Genomic DNA, 25,347 nt, shown 5'->3' on the forward strand with positions numbered 1-25,347 from the left:
AAAAAGAAAAATCCCGCCTATCCGTTTATCAGAGAAGGGCGGGTTCATTCCTGATTATTTCTTGTCTGCAAGCCATGTAGATAACGAACTGATCTCATCATCGGATAGCTTTCCTTTAAAAGCAGGCATTGCACCCTTCCCGTTCGAAATTATCGCGGTGAGTTGTTCTTTCGAGTGCTTTCCGCCAACCTTCTGAAGATTCGGCCCGACTAAACCCTCCAGATTGGCGCCATGACAGCTGACACAATTGGCTTTAAATACCGTCTGTGCATCAGCTTTGGTAGTTGTTCCTGTACTTGCCGATGCTGTTGGCGCAGTTGTTGTGCCTGCACTTGGGCTAGGTGTCGTTTCACTTTTTCCGCAAGCCGATAAAGCTCCAGCAAGCAAGAGGGTGAGGACTACGATCTTTCTGTTCATGAGTATGCTTCTCCTCACATTCATAGGTTCTTAACATGGTTAGAAATCGGAAACCTACCACTACATTACCCACGTTTCCATATTTTCATGCAAATCATGCATAGGAAATACGCTTACAGATCAACATATCCATAACTACCCAGAAGTACATAAAATTCCATGGAGGTATGACAAGTTGGCTGACAAAAACACGAATAATCATACACCTGATCACTCACGTCGCCGTTTTCTCAAGTACACCGGAACTGCCATTGGTGGCGTGGTGGTTGGTGGCGTCATTGGAAGCGCAGTATCTGGAGGGTTTAAGAAAGATACATCCCAGACCTCTCCTTCACCTACAACAAGTCCTAATCCACAAGTCACAGCTGATTATAATCAAGCACCGATGTTCTTCAATCAATCCCAACTGCAAATCGCCGAAGCCGCAGCTGAACGAATATTCCCTAAAGATGACAGCGGACCAGGAGCTGCAGAGCTTGGCGTTGCCTTTTATATTGACCATCAGCTAGCGAGCCCTTGGGGGGTGAATGCTCGCACCTATCGGATGGGACCATTCGTGAAAGGTGAAGTCACTCAGGGGGATTACCTCAGCATTCAACGCCATGAGCTCGTAACAATGGGGTTAAATAGCCTTGAAGAAACAGCCAAAACCAAATATACGAAAGGATTCGTAGATATTAAACCTGAAGAGCAAGATGCGATTCTGACCTCCATGGAAAAAGGTGAAATCAGCGTCGTAAATGGGATTACAGGTAAAACCTTTTTCAACCTTTTTCGCGTACTCGTGATGGAAGGTGTCTACTCCGATCCCTTATATGGCGGGAATAAGAATATGGCTGGCTGGAAAATGCGTAAGTACCCAGGCAACCAAATGACCTATACGAACATGATTGATAAAGATCAATTCGTTGTCATGGAACCTCGCAGCTTGCACGATCATTTCGTTCATTAAGGAACAAATCTCACGAAGAAAGGAAATACGTTGATGGCTACTAAAATGCCGAAAGTCCCCGTTGTCATTGTTGGAATGGGATGGGTCGGGGGAATTATCGCCGCAGAATTAACGAAACAAGGTGTTAAGGTTGTTGGCCTAGAGCGCGGCAAGCCGCGCAGTACAGCAGATTACTATATGGTGCATGATGAGCTTCGTTACGCTTCTCGTTATGATCTCATGCAGGATTTGTCCAAAGAAACCGTCACTTTCCGCAATACGGAGAAAATGGCCGCTGTGCCGATGCGGGAGTACGGCTCCTTCTTGCTCGGGGAAGGTCTCGGCGGTGCAAGTGTTCACTGGAATGGACAAACCTTGCGATTTCTCCCCTATGATTTCGAGATTTATAGCAAGACTGTCGAACGTTATGGGAAGCAGAAAATTCCTGAAGGCATGACGATCCAGGATTGGGGCATCACGTATGATACGTTAGAGCCTTATTTCGATAAATTCGAGAAATTGGCTGGCATTTCGGGTGAAGCTGAGCAGAATCCACTTGTAGGTAAGCGTTCCGCTCCGTTCCCAACCAAACCGATGGTGAAAACACCGATCTTGAAATTGTTCGAAGATGCGACCAAAAAACTCGGGTACCATCCCTATATGATGCCTTCGGCTAATTTGTCAGAGCAATATACGAACCCCGATGGCATTACTCGTGCAGCCTGTCAATATTGCGGTTATTGCGAACGATTTGGTTGTGAGTACGGGGCAAAAGCAGATGTAATTGTGACCGCACTCCCTGTTGCGCAGAAATCCGGCAATTTCGAGTTGCGCTCATATTCCAATGTGATTCAAGTCCTGAATGACGGTAAAAAAGCAAGCGGCGTTGTGTATGTAAACACCGTCACGGGAGAGCAGTTTGAGCAGCCGGCAGATGTCGTCATCATGGCCAGCTATGTATTTAACAACATTAAGCTTCTGCTCACTTCCAAATTGGGAAAACCTTACGATCCTGCCACAGGTAAAGGTGTTATCGGTAAAAATTATTGTTACCAAACGAACGGCGGGAATGCGACAGGCTTTTTCGATGAAAAGCAGTTCAACTTGTACGCGGGAGCAGGTTCCCTCGGCATGGAAATTCCTGATTTCAATGGGGATAATTTTGACCATACGAATCTGAATTTCATCCATGGCGCTGGGATTCGGATCTCGCAAACCGGTCAACGTCCGATTGCAAATAACTCTGTGCCCAAAGGCACACCAGCCTGGGGGAAAGATTTTAAACAGAAGTCGCTGAAATATGCGAACAGTGTTTTGTCTGTCTCCCCACAGGGCAGCAGCATGCCTTGGAAACATCATTATGTGGATTTGGATCCAACGTATAAGGATGCGTATGGCTTGCCGCTACCAAGGATCACCTTCGATTTTGAAGAGCAGGATCGGCAAATGATCAAATTCATGGCAGGAAAATCTGCAGAAATCATGAAAGAAATGAACCCTTCGACGATTGGGTCTTCGGATACGTTAGCAGCCTACAATATCGTTCCGTATCAATCGACCCACAATACAGGCGGCGTCATTATGGGAGCAGACCCCTCCACCTCTGCGGTTAACTCGTATTTGCAAATGTGGGATGCTGAAAATGTGTTCGTCGTAGGCGCATCGGCGTTCGCTCACAATAGTGGCTACAATCCAACTGGTACGGTGGGTGCTTTGGCTTATCGCGCTGTGGACGGCATTGCAAAATATTTGAAACAAGGTGGAAGTGTCGTTTAACTCGGGCAGCCCACACGTTTCATGATAAAGGAGGAATGACATGGAGCAAGAAGATTGGATCTTACATTTGACAGAGGTTCGCAAGCGATTGCTCATCGTGTTCGCCTGGTTCATCGTTACACTGTGTGTGGGCTTGTACCTCTCGTCGGATATCCTTCTGTACTTGAAATCACAGCCATTGATCGGTGAAATTAAGTGGAATGTGTTTTCGTTCACGGATGGGCTGATGATTTATATGAAATGTGCGTTTCTGTTCGCCGCTTTATTTACAGTGCCCGTCGTTCTTTACCAAGCATGGGTATTTGTAAAACCAGGGCTTACTGAAACCGAATCTAGGAACGCGCTTCCTTACATACCAGTCGCTTTTGCGTTATTCATCATCGGAGTTTCGTTCAGTTATTGGGTCGTTTTCCCGATGATGATGCGCTTTATGATCCGAATGAATCAATCGATAGGCGCCGTGGAGACGTATGGGATTGATCGATATTTTGCTTTCTTGTTTCAAATTGTCATTCCGATGGCAATCGCGTTTGAGCTGCCTGTGGTTCTCCTGTTTTTGACGAAAATAGGTCTCTTAACGCCTCAGATTCTGAAAATGTCCAGGAAATACGCCTATATCGCGCTGACCATCACCGGCTCATGCATCTCACCGCCGGATATGATTTCACACTTATCGGTCACAGTGCCGCTAATTCTTCTGTTTGAAATCAGCGTATTGGTTGCCGGCTGGCAATGGCGTGCTATGCAACGTGTTGCGAATTTGAACCTAGTTGAAGATTAAGAGAAAAAGAAAAGAGGATGATTGCAATGTTCAACAATATTGGAGTATCAGGTTTAATCTTAATTCTGGCTATCGCTTTAATTGTCTTCGGGCCTTCCAAACTGCCGCAGCTGGGCCGTGCATTTGGGGATACGCTTCGTGAATTCCGTAACTCAACTCGGAATATCATGGAGGATGGCGATCATGACCATTTGATCGAAAACGAAGGCAAAAAGCCGCCTCTGTAGAGGCGGCTTCCAATTATCTGACGTAGTAGTGATGTTTTTCATCACTACAGCGCTCGAAATCAGCCTAGGAGTTCGGTTTTCGCTTTGTAGTGATGTTTTTCATCACTACAGCGCTCGAAATCAGCCTGGGAGTTCGATTTTCGCTCTGTAGTGATGTTTCATCACTACAGCGCTCGAAATCAGCCTGGGAGTTCGGTTTTCGCTCTGTAGTGATGTTTTTCATCACTACAGCGCTCAAAATCAGCCTGGGAGTTAGCCACAAGCCGTCACTAAAGGTCAAAAACCTTTTGTGGCGGTTCCTTTTTTTTACCACTCCACATTCAAAACTATAACTTCTCCAGCCAGATTGCTGTAGATAAATGAATCACTTCTTGTGGTTCAATCCCCCTTGCCCCTGTCAGCTCAGGCGGATAAGGAAGATTAAACGCATCCGTTACATACGTGTAAGGCTCTACTGAGAAAGCATCTGTCCAATCTGGTTTAAATAAGACTACGAAAGGAAATTTCGGATCTATCTGATAGGCAATACTATATCCGGCTTCCTTCATTTCAAAACGGCACGTTCGATCCCCGTTCAAAGTCAACAACGAGCAACCGAGCTCAGGATAGGCGGCCAGAGAAATGCCTTGCGACAAGCTTTCGCAGAATGCAGTTTCTGCGGGCAGCGCCTGCACGAAAGCCAAATTGGACACTGGCCATTCTTCAGCAGCGGGAACGGTCAAGTAACAACCATCCCCCGCGGATGGTGTGGCAAAATACGGATGCAGCCCCAGCGCAAATGGGGCCATGTCTCCACCTTTATTTTCAACTGTAAGCTGGGTCGTCAAACGACCTTCAAACATATGATGCGTCACCGTAAAAAGTAAGGGATGAGGAAAATAAGCGATAATCTCTGGATGTTCAGCAAAGTCAAATTGACAACTGACATACGCCCCCTTCTCGTCAGAGGCACCTGCATCTACAACGTTCCAAGCCTTATGTGAGATTTCACCGTGCAAATGATGATGAGGTGGCTCATTGAGCGGGAGACGGTAATGCCTACCTCCAAATGTAAATGTCCCTTTCAGGATGCGATTCGGTGGAAATAAAATAGGCGTCCCATACTTGGTATGTGCGCTTGCCTGTTCAATAAAGTCCTGCAAACTGTTCGGTGGGACAATGACTGGAATCTCCTTATACGTGTAGGAAAGTAAATTAGCGCCAAAGTCAGGAGTTATCATCGCTATTCCATTCCCTTGGGTATCCACAAGTTCAAACAACGTATAACCCAACTCCTGTACCTTGTTCACAGCATATCGATTCATTGTACAGCACCCTTTCAGATCTAGTTAGAGGCTCTCCGCAATCATAATACTCGTATCGGTATACTGAAATTCATGATCAGGTTTCTTCCCATTGAATATGAGATCGTACAATATTCGCAGGGAGCGGTATCCTTGCTGAACCGGATTTTGCATAATGGTAAAATCAATCAAACCCTCTCGCAGTCCTTGCTCAACTTCAGGCATCAAATCATTGCACACGATGCGGAGGTGACCACCTTTCCCTGCCAATTTCACCGCATCGATACATGCCCCTGCATGACCTGTTGCCATATAAATGCCATCCAAATCAGGATACATCTTCAGTGACTCATTCAGCTTGCGAAATGTATCTTCGTAGCGATCATAGCCTTCAATGACATCAACAATCTCGATCTCACTCTGGATTAATTTCTCTTTAAAATACTGAACTCGCATGCGGTGCGCATGGAATTTCATATTGGCTACAATGACTAGCACCTTAGCTTTGCCTGTAAACATACGGGTCATTAAACCAGCAGCGATTTCCCCGCTTTTCCCCAGATCCTGACCCACAAAACAGCTCCGCTTTGAGTTCTCAACGTCAGAATTAAAGGTAACCACTGGAATACCTTGTTCGGTTGCTTTATCTATGCTTGCTCGGTTAACTTCATCATCAATAGCTGAGAATAGAATGCCGCTTGCGCCATTCGCAATCAGCGTCTGGATGGCTCTCGCACCCTCATCTGGCAGTTGATTATTGATATACACATACTCTAAGCAAATACCCAGCCCTTTCAGCTCATCCTCTGCAGCATGAATCCCTTTACGAATGTCATCAAAGAACGAAATTTCTTTCGGAGGCATTACGATACCTATTTGAATCGGTTTTCTATTGTAAGCAAGCGCCTTTGCAGCCACATTGGGTACATACTGAAGCTTATCTGCAATCGCAAGAATACGTTCCCTAATTTCAGGCTTTACGCCTGATCTTCCATTCAGCACACGATCAACGGTACCTCTTGACACACCTGCTTGCTGGGCAATCTCTCTAATTGTAACGCTCATAGGGTTCTCCATTCACAAGGAATTGTGCGCGGGCACGTAACAAGTATGATAGAAATGAAGCTCGATATCAAGTCCGCGGCAATCGCACCTTATGTTTACTCGTTCCCGCTATGCCAATTGCATAAACACCTTGCCTGCTTCAACCTTCGTCGCATAGGTTTTGAGCTTGATACACACGGGAACTCGCTTCGCCTCTCCTGTTGTGATATCGAATCGACCGTTATGCTTCGGACATTCTATGAGATTTCCCATGACAAGTCCCTTGGACAGATGAATTTTCTCATGTGTACAATACCCGTCTGATGCAAAAAATTGCCCCTGTGCGTTCCGATATATAGCGAACGTTGCTTCTCCGTGGTCAAATCGAATGACATCCTCATCTTCTAATTCATTAGCTGCACAGACCTCAATCCATTCGTTCATCATACTTGTTGTCTCCTTAATTTAGATTGATCCTCTTCGCCAATGCCGCCAAAATAATACGGTTGAGCAGTTACGGGTAACGGCTTTACGACCACATAAGAAGGGTCATTTTTTTGTAAACGCAGCGCTGAAATGACCTCTTTCAATGCCGCCCATAAGCTCGTGCGTGGCGCAGGGCAGTCAGCCAGCATCTCTTGATGCAGTCTAGGCAACGCATGGTACGGCACCATGGGATACATATGATGCTCGGTATGATAGTTCATGTTCCAGTACAAAAATCGAAAGATCGGATTCATATAAATCGTACGCGTATTCAACCGGTGATCCAGTACATCTTCATAAAGGCCAAGGTGCTGTGTCATTCCAAAAAGCAGTACAAACAGATTGCCATAGAAGGATGGCAATACGATAAACATGGCTGGAAGCAAGCTCCCCGTGTATAAACATGCCGCCGTGGCAGCAAGGATGATCAGCATGTAGATACGTGCTTCGCGAAATACTTTCGGAAACTCGGATACAGGAATATAATCCTTTTCCTGTTTTTCCAATCGGCCTATCGTGTGTAGAGCAAATCGCTTGATCTCGATTGGACCGCCATATAAATGAAAGATCTGCATTAGGATGATTTTCCAAATCGGTGGTCTCTCCGTCAAAATTTCTGGATCTCTGCCGACAATAATGGTATCGGTATGATGCCGTGCATGGCTCCAACGCCAAGGAGTAGCCGATCGCAATACGAAGAACGAGGCAATCTGATATACCACATCGTTCATCCATGGCGTTTTAAAAGCTGTACCATGCCCACATTCATGCCATCGCGAGTCGCCTGGAGATGCATAGATCACGCCATAGATGAAAAAAGCCGGTACAGCCCACCACGTCCCCCATGATAAATACGCTAGATAGCCGAATATCAGCAAGGCACCAAACCAGATTATGGTGTCCCGAATCGCAGGTCCATCCTTGCGTTTCATTAATTCTTTCATTTTTGCGCGGGGAATGGGGCTAGCATACCACTCAGCACTAGCTAAACCTCGTTCTTGCGCTCTAATGCTTTCCTGGCCGGTAATACTGTAATCTCTTTTCTGAACAACAATGGCCACATTAACGCCTCCTTTCGGGTTGGAATTGATTCGAATTTCATTTTCGTGCTCGGGCACAAAATTGTCCAAAAAAATAAAACCACCATGGCTTTATACGATTTGCCTTTGCCTGATTCACCATTCCGTGCTCGGGCACAACTTCATTCTAAAACATCCTTCTCTACTTTTCAAGTAGCAAAAAAGCCAAGAATAGGGATTATCCTTTTCATGACTCTGACTCGAACTTTGTTACGCTCGAACATTCTTGTGGCCTTACATTTCAGAATAAATTTGGTTTAATTTATCGGGATTGCGGATCACATAGAGGTGATTCGATTGTTGCTGACTCGCAGCAAGTTCAAACAGGATAACCATCAATGGGGATTGATCCTTAACAAGAATCAGCCCGGATTGTCCATTGAACGTCACAGTCAACCAGTCTCCCTCCAGTGCCCCTTTGGTTTGAATACCTTCGAAGAACGCACCGATACGCTCTTTCCCGAAGATCGGATGAATGGCAGCACTTGCCTTCCCGCCGCCATCTGATACCATCACAGCATCTTCCATAAGGAGTTGCACGAAATCTTGGAAATCCCCCGTGCCCACTGCGTGAAGAAACTTCTTGACCAGAGGCTCTGTATCACCTAATGGGCGCTCAGCTTCTTCGTCAGAAGTCTCATTGATTTTACTCTTGGCGCGGCTATAAATTTTGCGACAATTCGCTTCCGTTTTCTGAAGCATGTCCGCAACCTCTTCATAATCGTATCCGAGCACTTCTCTAAGCACGAAGACCGCACGCTCTACCGCGGACAGCTCTTGCAGCAAAACTAAAAACGCATATGAAATCGTTTCATCTTGAACAAGACTTCCCATCGGATCTTCGCGGGATGACGTCACTTGAGGCTCAGGAAGCCATGTGCCTATGTAGGTTTCCCTTTGCTTGCTAGCTGATTTCAAGTAATTCAAGCATCGATTCGTAACCATTTTGACTAAATACGATTTCAAATTCGTTACATGCCCGGTGTCAGTCCTCTGCAGTGTGATAAACATGTCTTGCAGCATATCTTCTGCATCGGATACAGAGCCTAACATGCGGTACGCAACAGAGAATAACAGCTGTTTATATGTTAGATAGACGGTTTCTAACTCCATTTAACTGAAGCTCCTTTCCCCTTTGTATTGTAACCGCAGGGGGCTGTCACATACATGAATTCCCAGGTTCTTACTAAGATTCTCTTGATTTTTTTCTTACTACATAAGTAAGACAATCTGTCTTTAGTAAGATCTGTCTACCATTGCGCTCTATGTCGAACGTTAACTTCTTTAATGTCATTAATAAATTTTCCCAACCCTCATATTGCTTCTTCAATATGACTTGTAAGTGTTCTGTCGTGAGATTAAGTTCAATAAGAGGTGCTAATTCCTCCCCAGTTAACTTATCAATCTCTTGTATATTGGAATTCACGATCAAACAATGAACCCCATTAACTTTCGTACCCAGGGCAATTTTATTCAGAACACGTTCGAAGGTTTGCTCTGAGTCAACATGCTCAAGCGAAGAAACAGCAACAATATAATCAAAAGTATCCGGCGCAATTTCATAATCTCCAATGTCGGAGAGATGCGTTTCGATTTGACCATTAACATCGAATTGCTCACTGTATACCAGTAACTTAGTTAAAGCGGATTCCATAATGTCCACGCATACCACTTTACCGCTTCTGTGTTTCAATGCTTCTGCTATGGGGATACTATTTCGCCCAACACCACATCCTAAATCCAAAACAGTTACATCGTCATATTCCTCAAAATAGGATAAGGTATCCATAACCGTTTTCACTGGTTTTGACAACCATGAACCATCTTCAAATAACCTATAGTTTTCATAACAGGCATCATGATATTTTCTTTCTTCTTCTCTAATCTTCGTAATCCTTGAATACTCCACCAGCCAACAATCTCGCAGCTCTCCCTCGTGCATCTCATGCGCTGGCAGTTCCTTCACTTTTGTAAATCCACATCGTTCATAGCAGCTAATCGCTCGAATGTTCCACTGCTGCGGATCCATGACAACGCGATCTACCTTATGGACACTCATCAAATAATCCAGCATCGACCTTACTAGCAGTTTCCCAATCCCCTTATCCCAATAGGAGGTTTCACCTATGAATTGGTCTGTTCCGTAGATCTTTTCATTGGTATTCGAATAGCCGTACTCGAGACGTTCTTCTTCCTCAATCTCATAAAATTGTATATAACCGATCGGCCGATTTTCATATTCAATAAGGCATCTGACCACTGAATCTTCATCTTTATAAAAATGTTCATCCACCAAATCCCCATCGTGTGGGAGATCGCGACCTCCATAGTAGATTAATACCAAGGGGTCATTCAGCCAGGAAACTAAAAGGTTCTTGTCTCTGTGTTCAAGTTCTCGAATCGTTAACGCATCCGTTTGGTAGACTAACATATCAAATCTCCTTTCCGATTACTGCGACCCTGTGAAGTACTGTCCAATTCCCGAAAGGTTGTTCATCGTCAAGTATTATTCAGATAGAAAACTTACTCAAACCCATCTAAATGCGCAATACAATTGTATTGTAAGCATTCCCAACGGTTCTCCGTGTGGCGAATTGTCGTCACAGACGTGTTATGTAAATGCTCCTCAATGTCTTCATGTGGGATCAAGTCCATGAGAGTTAGACTAAGTAAGGCACCGTGACTGACGATTAACACCTTCTGATTCGGATGTCTCTCGATTACTTCCTGAATGAAACTTACACCGCGAGCCGCAATTTGTTGATGCGTTTCGACCCCTAGATCCAATTGGGACCAGTTTTCTCCCCATTTTGCCACACGTTCCTCCAGTGTTGTCCCTTCAATCTCTCCGCAAAACATCTCTCTTAACCGCTGGTCTGTGTTCACTTCCATTTGCTTCACATTTCCAATACATGCCGCTGTTTCTCTGGCTCGACCCAAATCACTCGCATAGATGTAATCCCAATGTTCATCCTTCATTCGCTGAGATAATAATTCGGCCTGTTTACGACCAAGCTCATTGAGTGGAACATCGGTTTGTCCCTGTATGCGCCGTTCCGTATTCCAATCCGTTAATCCGTGTCGGATGAGTCCAATCACCGTCATTCACTTTCAACCTCCAAATATTATATCTAGTATTGTGCCTAATGAGCCCGCTTTCTTATTTTGCAACACATTCGGATCATACATTTCTACGTATCCACAATGTAAACATGAGACAGCTAAGAAATGATGATGCTGAATATCGAACATTTTACTTAAACCTGTTCCCGTCATCGCTATTTCTTTAATATGACACTCCTTATGTTTACATTTGCAGCACTTGTATTGGTGAGAGATTCGCTCCTCAAGACTCAGCACATCGATCTCTTCATATTCGGTTAGCTGTTCCACATCACTTTCTTCGCCATCTGGATTCAAATGGTACGTGAGCACCTCTTGCCTGCATGCAGGACAAATATCCTCAACCAACTGTACTTGTTCATGACACCAAGGACATTCTATCATGTAAATTCTCCTTTCAGGAACATCTTCTACTATTCCATGCACAGCAGCAAATCCCTGCCTATTTTCCCTCGTGTTCCAGCAGCTACATTCCCGTTTCCCAGTTGTTTCCCATTCTATGCCGAAACGACAAAAAATAGCTGGAAGTTTCCCAGCTATTTCTCAATTCACCCTATAGAAATTGTTCCACACCTGTCTCGGCAGATCTGTATACAGCCTCAAGCGCGGCTATGACACCTCGCGCATATTCGGGTGGACAACTCGTTTCACTTTTCGCCTCAATTGCGCTCAATAGATCCTTATACTGCAGCTCGAATGGCGTATCCATCGATGGCACATCGACCTGTTCATAAGCGCCTCCACGACTGATCCATAAACTTACGCCTGTAACCAGCTTCAGCATCCCTAATGTGCCAATGATCTCTGTTTCGTTCCGAGTAGCCCCTGGATAACCGGACTGTGCAATTGACGCAGGCAGACCTGAAGCTAGCTCCATATAGATGATGCCGCTTCCCTCTACATTTCCTCGTTTGCCATGATGACTCACTGCGGCGCTCACTTTACGGACAGAACTGTCCATCAACCATTGAATCTTATCGATAGAGTGCGTACCTAGATTGGCAAGTATTCCGCCACCTGATTTATCTTTTTCTAGAAACCACTGCGGCCTTGTGTCTTGGAAGTAATTCAAATGCCTGACATCGTTGATCATGACAATCTCACCTAGTTCGCCACTTTCTATGATCCGCTTTGCATGAATATTCTCTGCCATATAATGCTGGGTATGCCCAATTAAGATACGAATATCCGCTTTGCTCGCTGCTTCCATAATGTCATCACATTCAGCAACGTTCAAGGCCATTGGCTTCTCCAGCATCAAATGACACCCATTCTCAGCTGCGAAAATAGCTGTTTCTCTATGTAGAAAATGTGGCAACGCAATGACCACAACATCCGGTCGTTCTTGCCGAATCAGCTCTTGATAATCACTGTAGGCCGCAATCCCATAGGTTTCAGCAATAGCTTGGGCTCTCTCCAGTTGAATATCCGCAACAGCACAAGCTACAAACCCGTCCGTACGACGAATCGCATCAAAATGTTGACCAGCAATAGCCCCTGCTCCCAGGACAGCTACCTTTAATTCTGCTTTTTCCATCGTTGTAATCCTCTCCTTGGACTCCTACGCATTCACACCTATAAGTTCACTGTAAGTCCTGTTTCTCGACTCTCATTAGCTGCTTCCATAAAACGAATGATTTGTATTGTCTCTTCCCCATCGATATCCGGAGTTGCACTCACAAACATCGTCATAATTTTCTCCAAGAGACTCGCATAATAAGGCTTCGGATGTTTGTTTACATCGACAAATTGCGTATGTGATTCTCGATGTAGAAGCGCACCAAATTGCCCGTTGCCCTTTCGATTGCCACGGATGGTACCAATAACGCCATTGTCCCATACGCCAGTTATCAGATCATGATCTTCAGTTGTAGTGGCAGTCACGTGGAGACAGCCCTTACCAAGTACTCTAAAAAGCATTTCAACCGTATGCACACCGTACCAAAACAGCCCAGGCTGTGTTGGTTGTAACGCCATAGGGCCGTAACAGTCCATCCCGATTACGTTAGCACTAGTATCTGATGCTTCTAGTGCTATCGTCAATTCCTCTGCGTATCTTAACGAGGAGCAACTCATAATAGGAATGTTATTCTCTTGCGCGATCGTGAAAATTTCACTAGCTTCGACTGACGAAACGGTCATTGGTTTATCAATAAAAATAGGCCGACGATAGGACGCTACACGGCGGAACTGTTCCAAATGAATACGACCATCCACCGATGTCATCAGAATGCCATCGCAATTCGCTGCTACTTCTTCAGGTGAGTCAACGATTTCCACTCCTCGTTCGCGAAGTTGAGCAGTAAACCCTTCAATCCGGGAATAACTCATCTCAAAATCCGGAGAACCACCAGGATAAGCAATGGTGACCTTACCTCCAGCAACATGAAAAGGATGATCCTTATCGTTTAACAATTGTGTAAATGTAGGTGCATGCGAGGAATCAATGCCAATGATACCAATTCGAAATGTAGACTGATTCATAAATGGAACAACCTCCAAGACAGTTTAAATGAATTTGTACTATAATTTGTGATCCGCTTTACCCAAGATCCCTTCACTATCATCATAATGAACTTCCACATAAGAGACAAGTCTTTTAATAGTCTATAAAGGTGTCTCACGTAAAGCTTTAGCATGAAATAAAATAAGCCTCCCATTAGGGAAGCTATACCTCATATTCCATTGAAGATCACTCACAGCATTAACCAATAAACTGTGTAAGTACATAATTAAAACGATCTCTTTCCTCCCAGAATCCGCCATGCCCGCTGTAATGAAACGGGATAAGCTGCGAATTTGGAATTCGTTTATTCATCTCGACCGCTTGTTGGTAGGGAATCACTTTGTCATGTATACCGTGAACAATTAAGGTAGGCGCTTCAATTCGACTTAGATCAGATGCCACGTTCTCATCTCTCAGCAATCGAATGACTGCTGCTGTGGACCAGCTGGCTGCTTGTAGGCCCATTTGAAAAAACCAATCCGAGAATCGCTCCGTAATATACTGAAAAAAGAACGAGTCCGTTACATTTTGCAGCATTTTGGGACGATCATTGGCATTCTCATGCAAAAACTTTGCTGCGGTTTCGTTCGTAAAGCCCGTTGGTGCCGCCGCATCAATCAGAACAAGCTTCGCTACACCATGGCCGTGATATCTGGCCATATATCGGATCGCGATCGCGCCGCCTGTTGAATGTCCTGCAAGTGTAATACCTTCCAGCTTTAACGACTGAATCACAGCATACAAGTCATCTGCAAGGCGATCGTACGTATAGCCATCCATCGGTTTATCCGATTGTCCGAATCCACGCCAATCCATACCAATACAGCGATACCCCAATCCTGGGAGTACATTAAACTGATACTCAAATTGTGTATGTGACAAAGGCCACCCATGAATAAACAGGATGGTCTTCGTCCCTTTAGGATTCACATCTTCGATAAATAATTTCACACCATTTTCTACTTGAACATAGTATCCCACGTTTGACGCCTCCGTTATGGAAATCACTTCTGTCCAATACGATATTCAACTAGGCAAATATCGGTGTCAATGGGTTTAGACGTGCATAGCATTATTCCACTTTTTGATGGTTTGTATAGACACCAATGACAGACAACAAAGCAGCAACACCATTGGCAATGGCATTTGCTGTCTCATCTGTAATGATATTCATACCAAATGCATCCAAAATCAATTTGGCCGCACCTAATAAACCTAATGCTAACGTGTAATAGTTGATTGTTTTCATATCTCTCACCACCCGTCTATTAAAGGATGCTATATCCTATGTGAGAGAGTACGAGCTTGCACAGTTCGAATACAGGGGGTTAAAAGCACAAAAAAATGCCGCCACCCACATCGGGTAGCAGCATTTCAACCTATTATTTCAGTTCGCTAGCTTCGGCTTTCACGGTATACTTCGAAGATACATAAGTCTCTGCCTTTGCTTCCGTCATAACTTGTGCATACATCATGTCAGGTTGTGGCTCTATCAACGAATACTTCACGATCGCTTGGCCACCCGACTCAAACTGGATGCTATCGATGCTAATGCCATAGCCAGGATTCGGCTTGATACCTCTGGAAAGTGTCACTTTGTTCACATCATCGTTCACTTTTTCAACCGATACTGTTACTTCTTCTACTTGTGGTGGTTTCTGCACATGCGCCTCTAGCACACGAATGGCATTGTACAGCCATGTCGCGGCTTCTCCTCTGGTCAGCTCACTTTTGGGATTGAATTTGCCATTCCCATCCAGAGCCGTAATTTTATACAGCAATAATCTTTGTATGGTGCCTTGATAATCCACGTTAAGCTGATCTTCATCTTTGATTGGGATATACATTTTCACCAGTGGAAATTGCCCCTTGGTTTCAAGTGCTTTAACCAATAGATTCCCGAATTGTTCGCGTGTGATCGTGGCATTCGGATTCACATCCTTTGGTATGTCCAGGTTGTGGTAATGCGCAATAATGAACGCATCCGCATACCAAGCATCATTCGGGATATTCGAATAACTATCAGATGCTAAGGGTTGCTTAATGAATCGCAAATGATCCAAGTTAAGGTCCAGACCTTTGACGATCATTTGGACGCTTTGTGCATAGCTGATTTTACCCCTCGGCACAAAATGCTCGTTATCAAAACCACTCACAATTCCTCGATCTTTCAGCGCTAGTACTGCAGTTGCTTGTCCCTCTTCTAAGTCTGAGAACGCGTATGCGGAACCAAATGTCAAACTACTGCCCAACAGAATGGTTAAACTTAATGCTGCTATTTTTTTCATGCTAGTGCTCCTCTCATTTTCGGTTTGTATTTAGCACCTTATAGGTTATGGATACTTTCCTAACGTCAGGAGCACATAGATTGTTGCAGCTTATGTCATTTTGTTAACGCAATGAAATTAATAACTCCTGTAAGGCAATCGCTTCCTCATGCTCTGGGGATTGCGAAAGCGTACGATCTACATACCGCTTAGCCGCATCATCTTGTCCCAACTCGTAGTAACACACCGCCATCTCATAGAGGACAGTCGCATCATTCGCAAGCTTTGGCTGTGTACGTTCGAAGTATGGGATTGCGTCCTGATACATGTCCATTTGATACAAGAGAATCCCACAAGCGAGGGCAACATCCGTGTTACCATCCATTGGATAATAATGTGCCCACATGTGACCAATTCCTTGCTGAAGTGAGATCCATTCATGGTCCTTACCATCAGGAATCAGGTCAATCAGACGTTTCGTAGAGGGTAGTAGAAACTGAGTATCGTAGCCGCTCAAGCGCCACAAGGCCAAGAGCTGAGGCATCGTCTTCTGCTCCAATTGAGAGTCGAATGCTTCCTTTAGATTAAAAAAATCATCAGGACCAAATCGCTCCACAAACCTATCATACGCTAATCTTGTTAGACCATACTCGTTAGGTTCAGAAAGATTGAGCATACAACCGATGTTTAAGTAGGTATAGGGATGCTTCGTGAATAGTACTTGGGCTCCCTGCGCTTCGCACACATAGCTAATCGCATGATAATTAGCCGTTAATGAGATGCTTCCATGATGTATGAGTTTCGGAGGTTCGTTATATTCCCAGCTTTCTAAGCGATGATCTCCTTTATCGGCAGTGAGCAGTAGGAAACCTTCCTGAGATAAGTCTTTCAATCGATGTAAACATGCCAAGCTTACTTCAGGCAAAAGAATGTGTGAATCAGAAATATGCTGACGATACACATCTAATAGCTCACGATAAGGGTAGGACTTGTCATCATACATGTGTTCCCGTTGATAATGATAGCTCCCTACAACCTCTTTCAACTGCTGGGAAATACTCAGCTTATCTGCACCTTCTGGAAATTGCAATGAAATCCGGCAATCATACACCTGTTTGTCTTCGACATAAATTAATTCCTGTGGCAAGCTGTCAAAAAAATAATTCGCCAAAATGACTAATGGCTGCGCCAGATCACCCGATCTAATGTGTTCACCGGCATGCTGTAAATAAATTTCTCTATCCTGTACCGCGTCGAATTTCGCAAAGTCCAACACGCCTTGCTCCACAAATGGTGTTAAGCAAGTATGCTGCCGCCAGAACGCTATATTTTTCTCAGCAAAATCGCTCATCACATATTGAAACGGGGGCAGTGGTATGCTAGCCATTTGCGTAAGCCTCGTTAACTCTTGCAGCACATAGAAAGCAAATTGACCTGAACCTGCTCCAAGTTCGAGGATCGTTACATTCGCTGTCAGCTGTCCCATTCTAGCTCGATCCTGCAAGAAACCAAATAACATTTCCGCATAAGAAATGGCCATTACCCGATTGCTGGTTATGTATTGCGGCACTTCTCCGCTCTGCCAAGCCGTAATCCCCTGTTCCTCGTAATAGGCACGTTGCAACTCCCAAATAGGTGCTTCACTGAATCGGTACATTTTATGCTCCATTTGCGTCATTCTGAGTTCCAATTCCCTTCTACTTCAATTTCCAATCGCACAAATGTCATCTGGGCATATAGTAATATATCACTACGCGAGAGGAAGACCACAATGACTTATTTGAACGAGCATTATCAGAATCCTGGCCCCTCATGGCCATTCCCTTACTCATCCAATCCCATGCCTACGAACTGGCCCTATATGCCAACCCCTTGGAGCCAAGAGGAAGATTCCTCTTATCGTGCCAAAGAGCAGCCACTTACGTTCGTCCTTGTCCATGGTTCATGGGCAGATGCCAGTTTCTGGGCAGGCGTTGCGGCTGAGCTAAGTAAAAAAGGCCATACCGTCTTCGTCCCTGAATTTCCAGGACACGGTGCTGACCCCAATAAAAATGTGACCCATGGGATGATAAGCAAATCAGTCGCGGATTTCATCATCTCACATAAGTTGCATAACGTCGTCCTTGTTGGCCATAGTTTTGGAGGATCGGTGATCCAAAAAGTAGCGGAGCTAGTCCCCGATCGCTTGAAGCGACTCGTTTTTCTCAACGCTTTTGTCCTCAAAGATGGCGAAATGCTTGCTGATGAGTTGCCACCTCAAGTCGTTGAACAATTTAAGCAGCTAGCCGCAAGCTCCAAAAACAATACGATTACACTGCCTTTTGATTTTTTTAGAGAAGCCTTCACCAATCTGGCCAGTCTTAGCCAAGCACAACAGATCTACAAAAAAGCTTTCCCCGAACCGGTAGGTCCGTTATTTGAGAAATTAGACCTGAAGAAATTTTATAGCCTTCCAATTCCCAAAAGCTACGTACACCTCATGGAAGATAATGTGATCCCATTTGGCAACCCCAACTATGGGTGGCATCCTCACATGTCAAGCAGGCTCGGCCTTTTCCGATTCATACAACTCCATGGTGATCACATGACGACTGCGCATTATGAACCCAAGCTGGTAGCCAGTAAGCTATACGAAGCGGCTCGAGACTAACTCGACCGTATTAGGATGAACAAGCGGGTGCGCCAGCTTTGGGATTAGCTTTTAACCAATTCAATATTTCGTCTAGCGTTCGCACGGGGACGATACGAAGATCTCCAGCACCTTTTCTCGCATCTGCTTCATTAGATACAGGAACGAAAAACACATCCGCATTCGTACGGCTCACGGTATAGGCTTTCTGAATAAGCCCGCCAACAGGCCCAACGGAGCCATCCGGTTCAATCGTCCCAGTCCCTGCGACATGATGACCATACGTCACACCGCAAGGTGTTAGCTGATCAATTAACGTTAAAGCCAGCATCGCCCCATGGGAGGGTCCACCTTCGTGCAACAAATAGCTATGATAGGTCACAAGATCAGGGATATCATAGCGGAGTTCATTCGCAATCATAATTCCGATGGATGCACGAGCGGGATCATCTGTACTAGCACGCGTGGCTACTGTCAACTCGACTTTCACTTTATTCCGTAACACAGTCAATCGAATCGATTCGCCTGGTTTTATCAACTGCATTCGCTCACTAAGTTCCTGAGTCATGGTAATCGGCTGACCATTCAGTGCTATTATGACATCGCTTGGCTGCAGCACCTCAGATGCTTTCGTATTTTGCAAAACGGCCGTAATCCGAACGCCTTCAGATAGAATGCCTTTGCCAATCCCCACTTTCTGGAAAGCAATTGCACTCCCCGCGGCATTCGCATCTTCCTTCATCGTACGAACTTCCTGATTATATTCGCCGAGCGACATTCCTAACGTTTCTATCTTTTCAAAGGTGTAATCTTTAAAAAGCTTCGCATACAACCAGTCCATTGGAAATGCTGGACGTTCGAAAATAAGAACACCCGAAATATCGCCATGCTTGGAGCCGCCTTCGGCTTGCGCATATCGGTTCATATTGAGTGTAATACCTGGATATGTCACCAAATATTGGGTTGGCCATAGCATTACAAGCAAGAGGCTGAGTGTCACACCAAAAACGATTATACTCTGGTGTGGCACCTTGCGTTTCTTCCTTTCATGCAGGACGATATCCGTTGCGATAAGTAACAAACTAAGAATCATTGCGGAAGCAGAGAACTCCAGCTTTTTGGGTATGGAAACCACAATAAAAACACTTAGTAAACATACGAAGGCAATTAAGCCGCGAAATACTTTCATCCTCCGTGTTTGCGACTGTGAAAGATGCAAGAGTGCAGCACCCATCCAGATCAAAGGAACAATGGCAATTGCATAAATCAGCCCATCAATAAGATCTATCCAATAAAAGCGAGTCCCCCATCTTAAAGGATCTGGCAGCCAGACCAGCTCGCCAATCATTATTAACAGGAGGATCATACCAATTCCCCATACATACAGCTTGTGCCAAAGTGCCATCGCACACATCCTTTTTGCGAAAAACTAACGCTACAATGGGTTGCTTAACTGCTCCACAACTTCATCATACGAGAGTTTTCCACCGAAAATATCAAGGGCACTGCCTACCGTAATATCCAATTTCCCTTGGGATAGCTGTCTAAATAACGCCAAATCCTCAAACGATCTAGCACCACCTGCATACGTAGTTGGAATTGTAACCCACTTAGCCAAAGAACTTACGAGACTTTGTTGAATGCCACTCTGCTTCCCTTCCACATCAACCGCATGTATCAGGAATTCATCGCAATACTGCTCAAAGAACCGTATCGTCTCTTGATTCAATTCCACATCACTTAACTGTTTCCATTGATTCGTTGCCACATACCACTTGCCATCTTTTTCTTTGCAGCTAAGATCAATAACTAATTTATCTTTACCAATCGCTTCAACGATCCGTGTTAGATTATCCATATTCAGCTGTCCATCGCGGAAAATATACGACGTTACAATGACATGTGATGCCCCTTGCTCTAGGTAAAAGCTAGCATTCTCCGCATGAATGCCGCCGCCAATTTGTAGACCCCTAGGATACGCGGCAAGTGCTTTTATTGCCTCTTCCTTGTTTCCTTCGCCAAGCATGATTACATGCCCGCCGGTTAAACGATCTCTTTTGAACATATTCGCATAATAGGTGGAGTCATACGAAGACACGAAATTCTCAACAACAGCTTGCCCTTCGCTTCCCAAGGTTTCACCGACAATTTGTTTCACTTTTCCGTTATGTAGATCGATACATGGTCTAAATTTCATGACGTTATGTTTCCCCTTTGACATTCGTAGTACTTGAACGATTTTCCATGTATTATACCATAAAAAAGTTGCTTATACTGGGTACGAGTTTCGAAGCAACCTGAAGTACGCTAGCGTGCGGTGGCCCGCGGCTTCGCTGACCTTGCGCACAATTTTTGTGCGCTAACGTGCGGTATTCCGCGGATTCGCTGCCTTGCGCACAATTTTTGTGCGCTAGCGTGCAGCAGCCCGCGGCACCACTTGCCTTGCGCACAATTTTTGTGCGCTAGCGTGCGGTGGACCGCGGATTCGCTGCCTTGCGCACAATTTTTGTGCGCTAACGTGCGGTATTCCGCGGATTCGCTGCCTTGCGCACTAAATCACAAAAAAAAGCCCTCCAAGGAGGGCTCTCATGTACTGTTACTTCTTATTGAAGCCTTCTTCTTCCAAATACTCTTGTACTTCTTCATACGTTTCAAAGGCACAATCGAGGTTTTCTCCTGCGTAGATATACCATAAATCTTCCACGAAAGTTACACTCAGCGTGTTGCCATCTTCATCCACCCAAATCTCTTCTTGAGGGGCTTGGACTTCTTCGACCTTCGAAATCTTAGGACTACCGCCGCGAGTTAAAGACTGAATCGACTTCGCAATGATCTCACGAAGCTCGTCTTCACTATAGTCCCGAATGTTAATTAAACCTTTGGCATCCACCGTACAACCTGGGATGTATTCGGCATACACGAATCCATTTCCATTCGGGTGAAGATGATAAAGAACTGTCGTCTTCTCATAATCACTTTCTAGATAATGAAAATTAATTCGTCCCAGTGAAACATCCTTACGCGCAAGTTCCGGGAAGGATGTTGCTATTGCTAACTTTTCGTCTAAACTAAGCATACAAGCCCCCGTAACTTAATCAATCACTTGAATTTTAAACACGTTCTCAAGCTTACCGTCCGCTCTCTTCTTCAGAGGTACTTTAATATCTCTCCCGAGCTCTTTGAAAAATGTCTCAACATCACATTGTACATTCGAAAGAACAACTTTAAATGAACCATCTTGGACGATATTCTGATTTGCTTCAGCAGGCACCGTAATATCAACTGCGTACTTCTTCGTTAACGTGTTAATATAACGACTAAAAATTTCAATGAGCTCCTCATTATTGAAATTTTCGATTACCACTTTGCCCTTGTTTGTAAAATTTAAATGAACGTTCACCTTTAAATGTCCCCTTTTCCTGTACACCCTGTATTTGCTTGTGGGTAAAAGCCTACATCGAACGAATAATGCTTCACTTCTATTTTACTTGTTTATAGGGGTATGAAGCAACACAAAAGCCAAATTCATTTTCTGTACACAAAAAGAAGCAGGTATTTCCCTGCCTCTACGGGTATTGCTTCTATACTAATTATGCCACATTTACCTAATTTCTACGCATAAATGGCACTAAGCTTTTTCTGGAATTCGCCTTATTCGAGTCTGAAGGCGATTAATCGAGATGATTCGAAATTCACCAAACGTTTGGATCCGTTGACGAACAGCTTCGGGAAAGGTTGGATGATACACTTCCAAACGATCGTCAAGCTCGTTATACCATGGTAATAAATTCATTTTAATGACGAGAACACGCTCACTCACATCCTCACTCCACCTTTTCCACGCAGGTTTACTATATGATTTGCGTCTAATTAAACTCATTTGCTCAATAGATATTTGGCATAAAGCATCGGTGTTTCATAAGTACGATAAAAAGTCTTGTTTAAATTCAAATGTTTATATTGATATCGCTGATCTCGGCCATTCACTTCGATTAGCCATATCGCACCTTGATGATCAATCCCCATATCCATTCCCACATCCGAGATCGATGGAATTTGCAAACTCAAGCTTTCTGCGATTTGAAGCGCTGCTTCTTCTACCTGTTTTCTTTTTACCACAGGGTCAAAGCCATTGTTTAGGAACAACTTTTCACAACGAACAGCCTCTCCGCCCTTTGCCAAATTCGTGACATGGCGGCCATCAGCAGCGACCTTCCCGGCAATCCCCGTAACTCCCCATTGTCCTTTATCACCACGTTGTACCGATACCCTTAAGTCATAAGGGCGTCCTTCATACATCGAAAGTGGAATCGTTTCTTGAATCAAATAGCGTTGGTCATTGACTTTCCTATCTATAAAATCAATCGTTTGCTGTTCGACAAGCTGTCTCGGTAATTGATTACTCCACCAGACTTGCCATACCCCATCTGACATCGCATTAACCTTAATTATCCCTTTCCCCACTGAGCTATTGGTAGGCTTTACAAAAAAAGAGTCCTCTCGGTTCATCGCTTTTATCAGATTTTCACGTGAATACTTCATGGCATGAGGAAGAAATGCAGAGCTATTCGCACTCGCACGCAACAATCGATGAATATGAAGCTTATCATGTCTATTTTGACCATTAAAAACTTGGCTTATCTTGGCTAAGGCTTTTAATTTCTTTTGCGACGTTGGGGAAAGCGTCATCGCTCGATTGTGAATAACCTTTGGGATCGGCAAACGTTTTAATGTATAATTCTTATTCTCAAAACTCAAGCCTAGCGCTGACTTTGTATTTACATGCTTTAAGCACATGTAGAAAGGCGTCATTCCAAGTTCAACTGCCGCTTGATTATAGTAGTCGATATGCTCATATCCAGTTTGATTCCGAAGGATGCCGAGATAGGTTTTACGATCTAGGAGTATGCCGATCACATTACTCACAATTACACCTCTCCTGCTTGGGTTCATCCTACTATAGTATGCACAATAGGCATAAATGGTCCAAATCCAACGAAGGAAATCGAGACAACAGGTTTATTACACTCGGAGTTTGACTCATTAGAAATGAAGTGCTACAATTCAAGCAAATTTGGATTCATATTGTCTGGAGGGGATGGTTGTGAACCCTTTAACACGCAGATGCTGTTGGACAATCATGGTCTGGCTGATTCTTGGACTTTTCGTCTTCCCATTAACACCCCCAATATCCAATCATGCTGCAGCCGATACCGATGTTCTCATTTCAGCCAATACCACTCAGGTCTTGACTAGTCAACAGCAACCGCCTTCTAAGGAATTCATTCATGTCTACGAAAATAAAATTCACTTACATGACCAGTTTCACAAGCACTATGAAATGACCGTTTTTGTTGTATTCATCGTTTTTTTGACACATTTAATTTGGAAAAAACTGAAAGTTATCCTACTTGCTTTCCTCAAATTCACCTCACGTTATGCGGGCTTCATTCCTTCTTATTCATAAGAAACGAAATTGAATGATTGAGGAAAAGGGGAAACTTTCATGGCTAATTCACAAGCTCAAGCTCAAGCTCAAGCACATGCACATGCACAACATCAAAAATTGACACGATTGAAATTTGCACGCAGAATCTTTTTTATGATCATTGGTGCCGCGCTCGTATCCATTGGATTAGAAATTTTCTTAGTTCCAAATCATATAATTGATGGTGGTATTGTAGGGATTTCCATCATTGCATCACATTTATCTGGCTTCCCACTCGGTATATTTCTAGTTCTGCTCAACCTACCTTTCGTCTTACTCGGATATAAGCAAATTGGCAAAACCTTTGCTATATCAACAACCTTCTCGGTTATTGTCATGTCGATTGGCACATCCTTACTTCACCCTGTTAAAGCCATCACCATGGATCCTTTGTTAGCTGCTGTATTCGGCGGGATTATCCTTGGGATTGGCGTCGGGCTCGTTATTCGATCAGGTGGATCGCTAGACGGCACGGAAATTGTAGCTATTTTATTTAGCAAAAAGAGTGCCTTCTCGGTAGGCGAAATTGTCATGTTCTTCAATTTGTTCATTCTTGCCAGCGCAGGCTTTGTCTTCGGTTGGGATCGTGCGATGTATTCTCTGATTGCCTATTTTATTGCTTATAAAATGATTGATATCACGATTGAAGGTCTTGATCAATCCAAATCGGTTTGGATTATCAGCGATGAATATGTGAAAATTGGGGATTCGATTACGAATCGGCTAGGTCGTGGCGTCACGTACCTCAAAGGCGAAGGCGCTTTTACGGGTGATGATAAAAATGTCATCTTCAGCGTCATTACTCGACTCGAAGAAGCGAAGCTCAAATCCATTGTCGACGACTTGGATCCCAAAGCCTTTCTGGCCATCGGGAATATCCATGATGTTAAGGGTGGAAGGTTTAAGAAGAAAGATATTCATTAATCGGAGATTCTCTGCTAGTCGTGCCTAGCGTTGGCGAATAACATCTAATCAGATCGTAAACCTTTGAGCACCACCTCTAGATGCCCGTCATTGTGATAACTAGATTTCATACAGCTAATTTCACGCATATCTTGCGAAAACAACAATTAACTGGATTTCATGTAGCTAATTAGCCTCGATCTCTTTAAAAACGTCGAAATTGGCATAATTAGCTGTAGGAAATCCATCTAACGTGTTTTTTCGGCTGGATGGAGTGAAATTAGCTGTATTTTTTACATTTAATTGGGTGGAATGGAAATTAAAGTAGCTGTCGCTCGAATGGCACCAACTGAAATATGATCTACTTTGACTGTCCTGCAACAAACAGAAAAGCCAACAATCCCACA

At 44.2% G+C, this 25,347-nt stretch carries 28 protein-coding genes and 1 pseudogene; 7 read left to right on the forward strand and 22 right to left on the reverse strand.

Features of this window, described 5'->3' with window-relative positions:
* Positions 1 to 54 precede the first annotated feature (54 nt).
* Complete coding sequence (locus tag ACSQ8O_RS27675; protein ID WP_436244310.1) at positions 55 to 417, reverse strand: c-type cytochrome; 363 nt, start codon at positions 415 to 417, stop codon at positions 55 to 57.
* A gap of 175 nt (positions 418 to 592) precedes the next feature.
* Between ACSQ8O_RS27675 and ACSQ8O_RS27680 the strand changes: the two genes are divergently transcribed.
* Genes ACSQ8O_RS27680 through tatA form a run of 4 tightly spaced genes read left to right on the forward strand, consistent with a single transcriptional unit; the run spans position 593 to position 4,132 of the window.
* The gene (locus ACSQ8O_RS27680) at positions 593 to 1,369 is read left to right on the forward strand and encodes a gluconate 2-dehydrogenase subunit 3 family protein (RefSeq protein WP_436244311.1); all 777 of its coding nucleotides are present in this window, start codon (positions 593 to 595) and stop codon (positions 1,367 to 1,369) included.
* Positions 1,370 to 1,402: 33 nt separating this feature from the next.
* Complete coding sequence (locus ACSQ8O_RS27685; RefSeq protein WP_436244312.1) at positions 1,403 to 3,124, forward strand: GMC family oxidoreductase; 1,722 nt, start codon at positions 1,403 to 1,405, stop codon at positions 3,122 to 3,124.
* A 40-nt stretch (positions 3,125 to 3,164) separates the two neighbouring features.
* Positions 3,165 to 3,905, forward strand: coding sequence for a twin-arginine translocase subunit TatC (gene tatC / locus ACSQ8O_RS27690; protein WP_056621315.1), 741 nt, complete (start codon positions 3,165 to 3,167; stop codon positions 3,903 to 3,905).
* A 26-nt stretch (positions 3,906 to 3,931) separates the two neighbouring features.
* Complete coding sequence (gene tatA, locus ACSQ8O_RS27695) at positions 3,932 to 4,132, forward strand: twin-arginine translocase TatA/TatE family subunit (protein WP_056621312.1); 201 nt, start codon at positions 3,932 to 3,934, stop codon at positions 4,130 to 4,132.
* Positions 4,133 to 4,458: 326 nt separating this feature from the next.
* On the opposite strand, the gene ACSQ8O_RS27700 is transcribed toward tatA, so the two are convergent.
* From ACSQ8O_RS27700 to ACSQ8O_RS27770, 15 genes and pseudogenes are all read right to left on the reverse strand, one after another.
* On the reverse strand, positions 4,459 to 5,436 hold the full coding sequence (locus tag ACSQ8O_RS27700; protein WP_436244313.1) for an aldose 1-epimerase: 978 nt from the start codon (positions 5,434 to 5,436) through the stop codon (positions 4,459 to 4,461).
* A gap of 24 nt (positions 5,437 to 5,460) precedes the next feature.
* Complete coding sequence (locus tag ACSQ8O_RS27705) at positions 5,461 to 6,480, reverse strand: LacI family DNA-binding transcriptional regulator (RefSeq protein ID WP_436244314.1); 1,020 nt, start codon at positions 6,478 to 6,480, stop codon at positions 5,461 to 5,463.
* A gap of 108 nt (positions 6,481 to 6,588) precedes the next feature.
* Positions 6,589 to 6,906: a MocE family 2Fe-2S type ferredoxin gene (locus ACSQ8O_RS27710; protein ID WP_436244315.1), complete on the reverse strand. Its 318-nt coding sequence runs from the start codon at positions 6,904 to 6,906 to the stop codon at positions 6,589 to 6,591.
* Positions 6,903 to 8,006: a fatty acid desaturase family protein gene (locus ACSQ8O_RS27715; RefSeq protein ID WP_436244316.1), complete on the reverse strand. Its 1,104-nt coding sequence runs from the start codon at positions 8,004 to 8,006 to the stop codon at positions 6,903 to 6,905. Before ACSQ8O_RS27715 ends, ACSQ8O_RS27710 begins: the two co-directional genes overlap by 4 nt.
* A gap of 252 nt (positions 8,007 to 8,258) precedes the next feature.
* Positions 8,259 to 9,137, reverse strand: a complete 879-nt coding sequence (locus ACSQ8O_RS27720; protein WP_436244317.1) for an RNA polymerase sigma-70 factor — start codon at positions 9,135 to 9,137, stop codon at positions 8,259 to 8,261.
* 73 nt (positions 9,138 to 9,210) lie between these two features.
* Complete coding sequence (locus ACSQ8O_RS27725) at positions 9,211 to 9,966, reverse strand: class I SAM-dependent methyltransferase (protein WP_436244966.1); 756 nt, start codon at positions 9,964 to 9,966, stop codon at positions 9,211 to 9,213.
* 24 nt (positions 9,967 to 9,990) lie between these two features.
* Positions 9,991 to 10,455 (reverse strand): annotated as a pseudogene (locus ACSQ8O_RS27730) (GNAT family N-acetyltransferase); the annotation flags it as partial.
* Positions 10,456 to 10,547: 92 nt separating this feature from the next.
* Positions 10,548 to 11,129 (reverse strand): histidine phosphatase family protein, encoded by a 582-nt coding sequence (locus ACSQ8O_RS27735; protein ID WP_436244318.1) that lies wholly within the window; start codon positions 11,127 to 11,129, stop codon positions 10,548 to 10,550.
* A 6-nt stretch (positions 11,130 to 11,135) separates the two neighbouring features.
* Complete coding sequence (locus tag ACSQ8O_RS27740; protein ID WP_436244319.1) at positions 11,136 to 11,531, reverse strand: zinc ribbon domain-containing protein; 396 nt, start codon at positions 11,529 to 11,531, stop codon at positions 11,136 to 11,138.
* A gap of 169 nt (positions 11,532 to 11,700) precedes the next feature.
* Entirely contained in the window at positions 11,701 to 12,684 is a 984-nt protein-coding gene (locus ACSQ8O_RS27745; RefSeq protein ID WP_436244320.1) for a Gfo/Idh/MocA family protein, read from the reverse strand.
* Positions 12,685 to 12,722: 38 nt separating this feature from the next.
* Positions 12,723 to 13,631 (reverse strand): Gfo/Idh/MocA family protein, encoded by a 909-nt coding sequence (locus ACSQ8O_RS27750; protein WP_436244321.1) that lies wholly within the window; start codon positions 13,629 to 13,631, stop codon positions 12,723 to 12,725.
* Positions 13,632 to 13,851: 220 nt separating this feature from the next.
* Entirely contained in the window at positions 13,852 to 14,634 is a 783-nt protein-coding gene (locus ACSQ8O_RS27755) for an alpha/beta fold hydrolase (protein WP_436244322.1), read from the reverse strand.
* 91 nt (positions 14,635 to 14,725) lie between these two features.
* The gene (locus ACSQ8O_RS27760) at positions 14,726 to 14,902 is read right to left on the reverse strand and encodes a hypothetical protein (RefSeq protein WP_164483576.1); all 177 of its coding nucleotides are present in this window, start codon (positions 14,900 to 14,902) and stop codon (positions 14,726 to 14,728) included.
* Positions 14,903 to 15,035: 133 nt separating this feature from the next.
* Complete coding sequence (locus tag ACSQ8O_RS27765) at positions 15,036 to 15,941, reverse strand: S-layer homology domain-containing protein (protein ID WP_436244323.1); 906 nt, start codon at positions 15,939 to 15,941, stop codon at positions 15,036 to 15,038.
* Positions 15,942 to 16,044: 103 nt separating this feature from the next.
* Entirely contained in the window at positions 16,045 to 17,598 is a 1,554-nt protein-coding gene (locus tag ACSQ8O_RS27770) for a tetratricopeptide repeat protein (RefSeq protein ID WP_436244324.1), read from the reverse strand.
* Between the two features lie 93 nt (positions 17,599 to 17,691).
* On the opposite strand from ACSQ8O_RS27770, the gene ACSQ8O_RS27775 reads away from it, so the two are divergent.
* Positions 17,692 to 18,570 (forward strand): alpha/beta fold hydrolase, encoded by an 879-nt coding sequence (locus tag ACSQ8O_RS27775; RefSeq protein ID WP_436244325.1) that lies wholly within the window; start codon positions 17,692 to 17,694, stop codon positions 18,568 to 18,570.
* A 10-nt stretch (positions 18,571 to 18,580) separates the two neighbouring features.
* Here the strand turns inward: ACSQ8O_RS27775 and ACSQ8O_RS27780 are convergent, their stop codons facing one another.
* The 6 genes from ACSQ8O_RS27780 to ACSQ8O_RS27805 all read right to left on the reverse strand — a co-directional run bounded on the left by ACSQ8O_RS27780 (position 18,581) and on the right by ACSQ8O_RS27805 (position 23,475).
* On the reverse strand, positions 18,581 to 19,954 hold the full coding sequence (locus ACSQ8O_RS27780; protein ID WP_436244326.1) for a PDZ domain-containing protein: 1,374 nt from the start codon (positions 19,952 to 19,954) through the stop codon (positions 18,581 to 18,583).
* 30 nt (positions 19,955 to 19,984) lie between these two features.
* On the reverse strand, positions 19,985 to 20,746 hold the full coding sequence (gene hisA / locus ACSQ8O_RS27785) for a phosphoribosylformimino-5-aminoimidazole carboxamide ribotide isomerase (protein ID WP_436244327.1): 762 nt from the start codon (positions 20,744 to 20,746) through the stop codon (positions 19,985 to 19,987).
* Positions 20,747 to 21,145: 399 nt separating this feature from the next.
* Complete coding sequence (locus ACSQ8O_RS27790; RefSeq protein ID WP_436244328.1) at positions 21,146 to 21,625, reverse strand: hypothetical protein; 480 nt, start codon at positions 21,623 to 21,625, stop codon at positions 21,146 to 21,148.
* A 15-nt stretch (positions 21,626 to 21,640) separates the two neighbouring features.
* Positions 21,641 to 21,949 carry a hypothetical protein gene (locus ACSQ8O_RS27795; protein ID WP_056621264.1) on the reverse strand — a complete coding sequence of 103 codons (309 nt, stop codon included), beginning with the start codon at positions 21,947 to 21,949 and terminating at the stop codon, positions 21,641 to 21,643.
* Between the two features lie 228 nt (positions 21,950 to 22,177).
* Entirely contained in the window at positions 22,178 to 22,369 is a 192-nt protein-coding gene (locus ACSQ8O_RS27800; RefSeq protein ID WP_436244329.1) for a hypothetical protein, read from the reverse strand.
* Positions 22,370 to 22,425: 56 nt separating this feature from the next.
* The gene (locus ACSQ8O_RS27805; RefSeq protein ID WP_436244330.1) at positions 22,426 to 23,475 is read right to left on the reverse strand and encodes a YheC/YheD family protein; all 1,050 of its coding nucleotides are present in this window, start codon (positions 23,473 to 23,475) and stop codon (positions 22,426 to 22,428) included.
* Positions 23,476 to 23,653: 178 nt separating this feature from the next.
* Between ACSQ8O_RS27805 and ACSQ8O_RS27810 the strand changes: the two genes are divergently transcribed.
* The gene (locus tag ACSQ8O_RS27810; protein WP_436244331.1) at positions 23,654 to 24,016 is read left to right on the forward strand and encodes a hypothetical protein; all 363 of its coding nucleotides are present in this window, start codon (positions 23,654 to 23,656) and stop codon (positions 24,014 to 24,016) included.
* Between the two features lie 39 nt (positions 24,017 to 24,055).
* Complete coding sequence (locus ACSQ8O_RS27815; RefSeq protein WP_436244332.1) at positions 24,056 to 24,961, forward strand: YitT family protein; 906 nt, start codon at positions 24,056 to 24,058, stop codon at positions 24,959 to 24,961.
* The last annotated feature ends 386 nt before the right edge of the window (positions 24,962 to 25,347 follow it).

The organism is Paenibacillus sp. LjRoot56 (genome assembly GCF_964253335.1).
Lineage (GTDB): Bacteria > Bacillota > Bacilli > Paenibacillales > NBRC-103111 > Paenibacillus_E > Paenibacillus_E allorhizoplanae.

Coding starts and splice junctions, on each gene's coding strand:
- tatC (WP_056621315.1), top strand. CDS start 3,165: ATGGAGCAAGAAGATTGGATCTTACATTTGACAGAGGTTCGCAAGCGA.
- ACSQ8O_RS27705 (WP_436244314.1), bottom strand. CDS start 6,480: ATGAGCGTTACAATTAGAGAGATTGCCCAGCAAGCAGGTGTGTCAAGA.
- ACSQ8O_RS27700 (WP_436244313.1), bottom strand. CDS start 5,436: ATGAATCGATATGCTGTGAACAAGGTACAGGAGTTGGGTTATACGTTG.
- ACSQ8O_RS27710 (WP_436244315.1), bottom strand. CDS start 6,906: ATGATGAACGAATGGATTGAGGTCTGTGCAGCTAATGAATTAGAAGAT.
- ACSQ8O_RS27675 (WP_436244310.1), bottom strand. CDS start 417: ATGAACAGAAAGATCGTAGTCCTCACCCTCTTGCTTGCTGGAGCTTTA.
- ACSQ8O_RS27770 (WP_436244324.1), bottom strand. CDS start 17,598: ATGACGCAAATGGAGCATAAAATGTACCGATTCAGTGAAGCACCTATT.
- ACSQ8O_RS27765 (WP_436244323.1), bottom strand. CDS start 15,941: ATGAAAAAAATAGCAGCATTAAGTTTAACCATTCTGTTGGGCAGTAGT.
- tatA (WP_056621312.1), top strand. CDS start 3,932: ATGTTCAACAATATTGGAGTATCAGGTTTAATCTTAATTCTGGCTATC.
- ACSQ8O_RS27780 (WP_436244326.1), bottom strand. CDS start 19,954: ATGGCACTTTGGCACAAGCTGTATGTATGGGGAATTGGTATGATCCTC.
- ACSQ8O_RS27735 (WP_436244318.1), bottom strand. CDS start 11,129: ATGACGGTGATTGGACTCATCCGACACGGATTAACGGATTGGAATACG.
- ACSQ8O_RS27740 (WP_436244319.1), bottom strand. CDS start 11,531: ATGATAGAATGTCCTTGGTGTCATGAACAAGTACAGTTGGTTGAGGAT.
- hisA (WP_436244327.1), bottom strand. CDS start 20,746: ATGAAATTTAGACCATGTATCGATCTACATAACGGAAAAGTGAAACAA.
- ACSQ8O_RS27790 (WP_436244328.1), bottom strand. CDS start 21,625: ATGCTTAGTTTAGACGAAAAGTTAGCAATAGCAACATCCTTCCCGGAA.
- ACSQ8O_RS27725 (WP_436244966.1), bottom strand. CDS start 9,966: ATGCACGAGGGAGAGCTGCGAGATTGTTGGCTGGTGGAGTATTCAAGG.
- ACSQ8O_RS27745 (WP_436244320.1), bottom strand. CDS start 12,684: ATGGAAAAAGCAGAATTAAAGGTAGCTGTCCTGGGAGCAGGGGCTATT.
- ACSQ8O_RS27760 (WP_164483576.1), bottom strand. CDS start 14,902: ATGAAAACAATCAACTATTACACGTTAGCATTAGGTTTATTAGGTGCG.
- ACSQ8O_RS27750 (WP_436244321.1), bottom strand. CDS start 13,631: ATGAATCAGTCTACATTTCGAATTGGTATCATTGGCATTGATTCCTCG.
- ACSQ8O_RS27685 (WP_436244312.1), top strand. CDS start 1,403: ATGGCTACTAAAATGCCGAAAGTCCCCGTTGTCATTGTTGGAATGGGA.
- ACSQ8O_RS27815 (WP_436244332.1), top strand. CDS start 24,056: ATGGCTAATTCACAAGCTCAAGCTCAAGCTCAAGCACATGCACATGCA.
- ACSQ8O_RS27775 (WP_436244325.1), top strand. CDS start 17,692: ATGACTTATTTGAACGAGCATTATCAGAATCCTGGCCCCTCATGGCCA.
- ACSQ8O_RS27720 (WP_436244317.1), bottom strand. CDS start 9,137: ATGGAGTTAGAAACCGTCTATCTAACATATAAACAGCTGTTATTCTCT.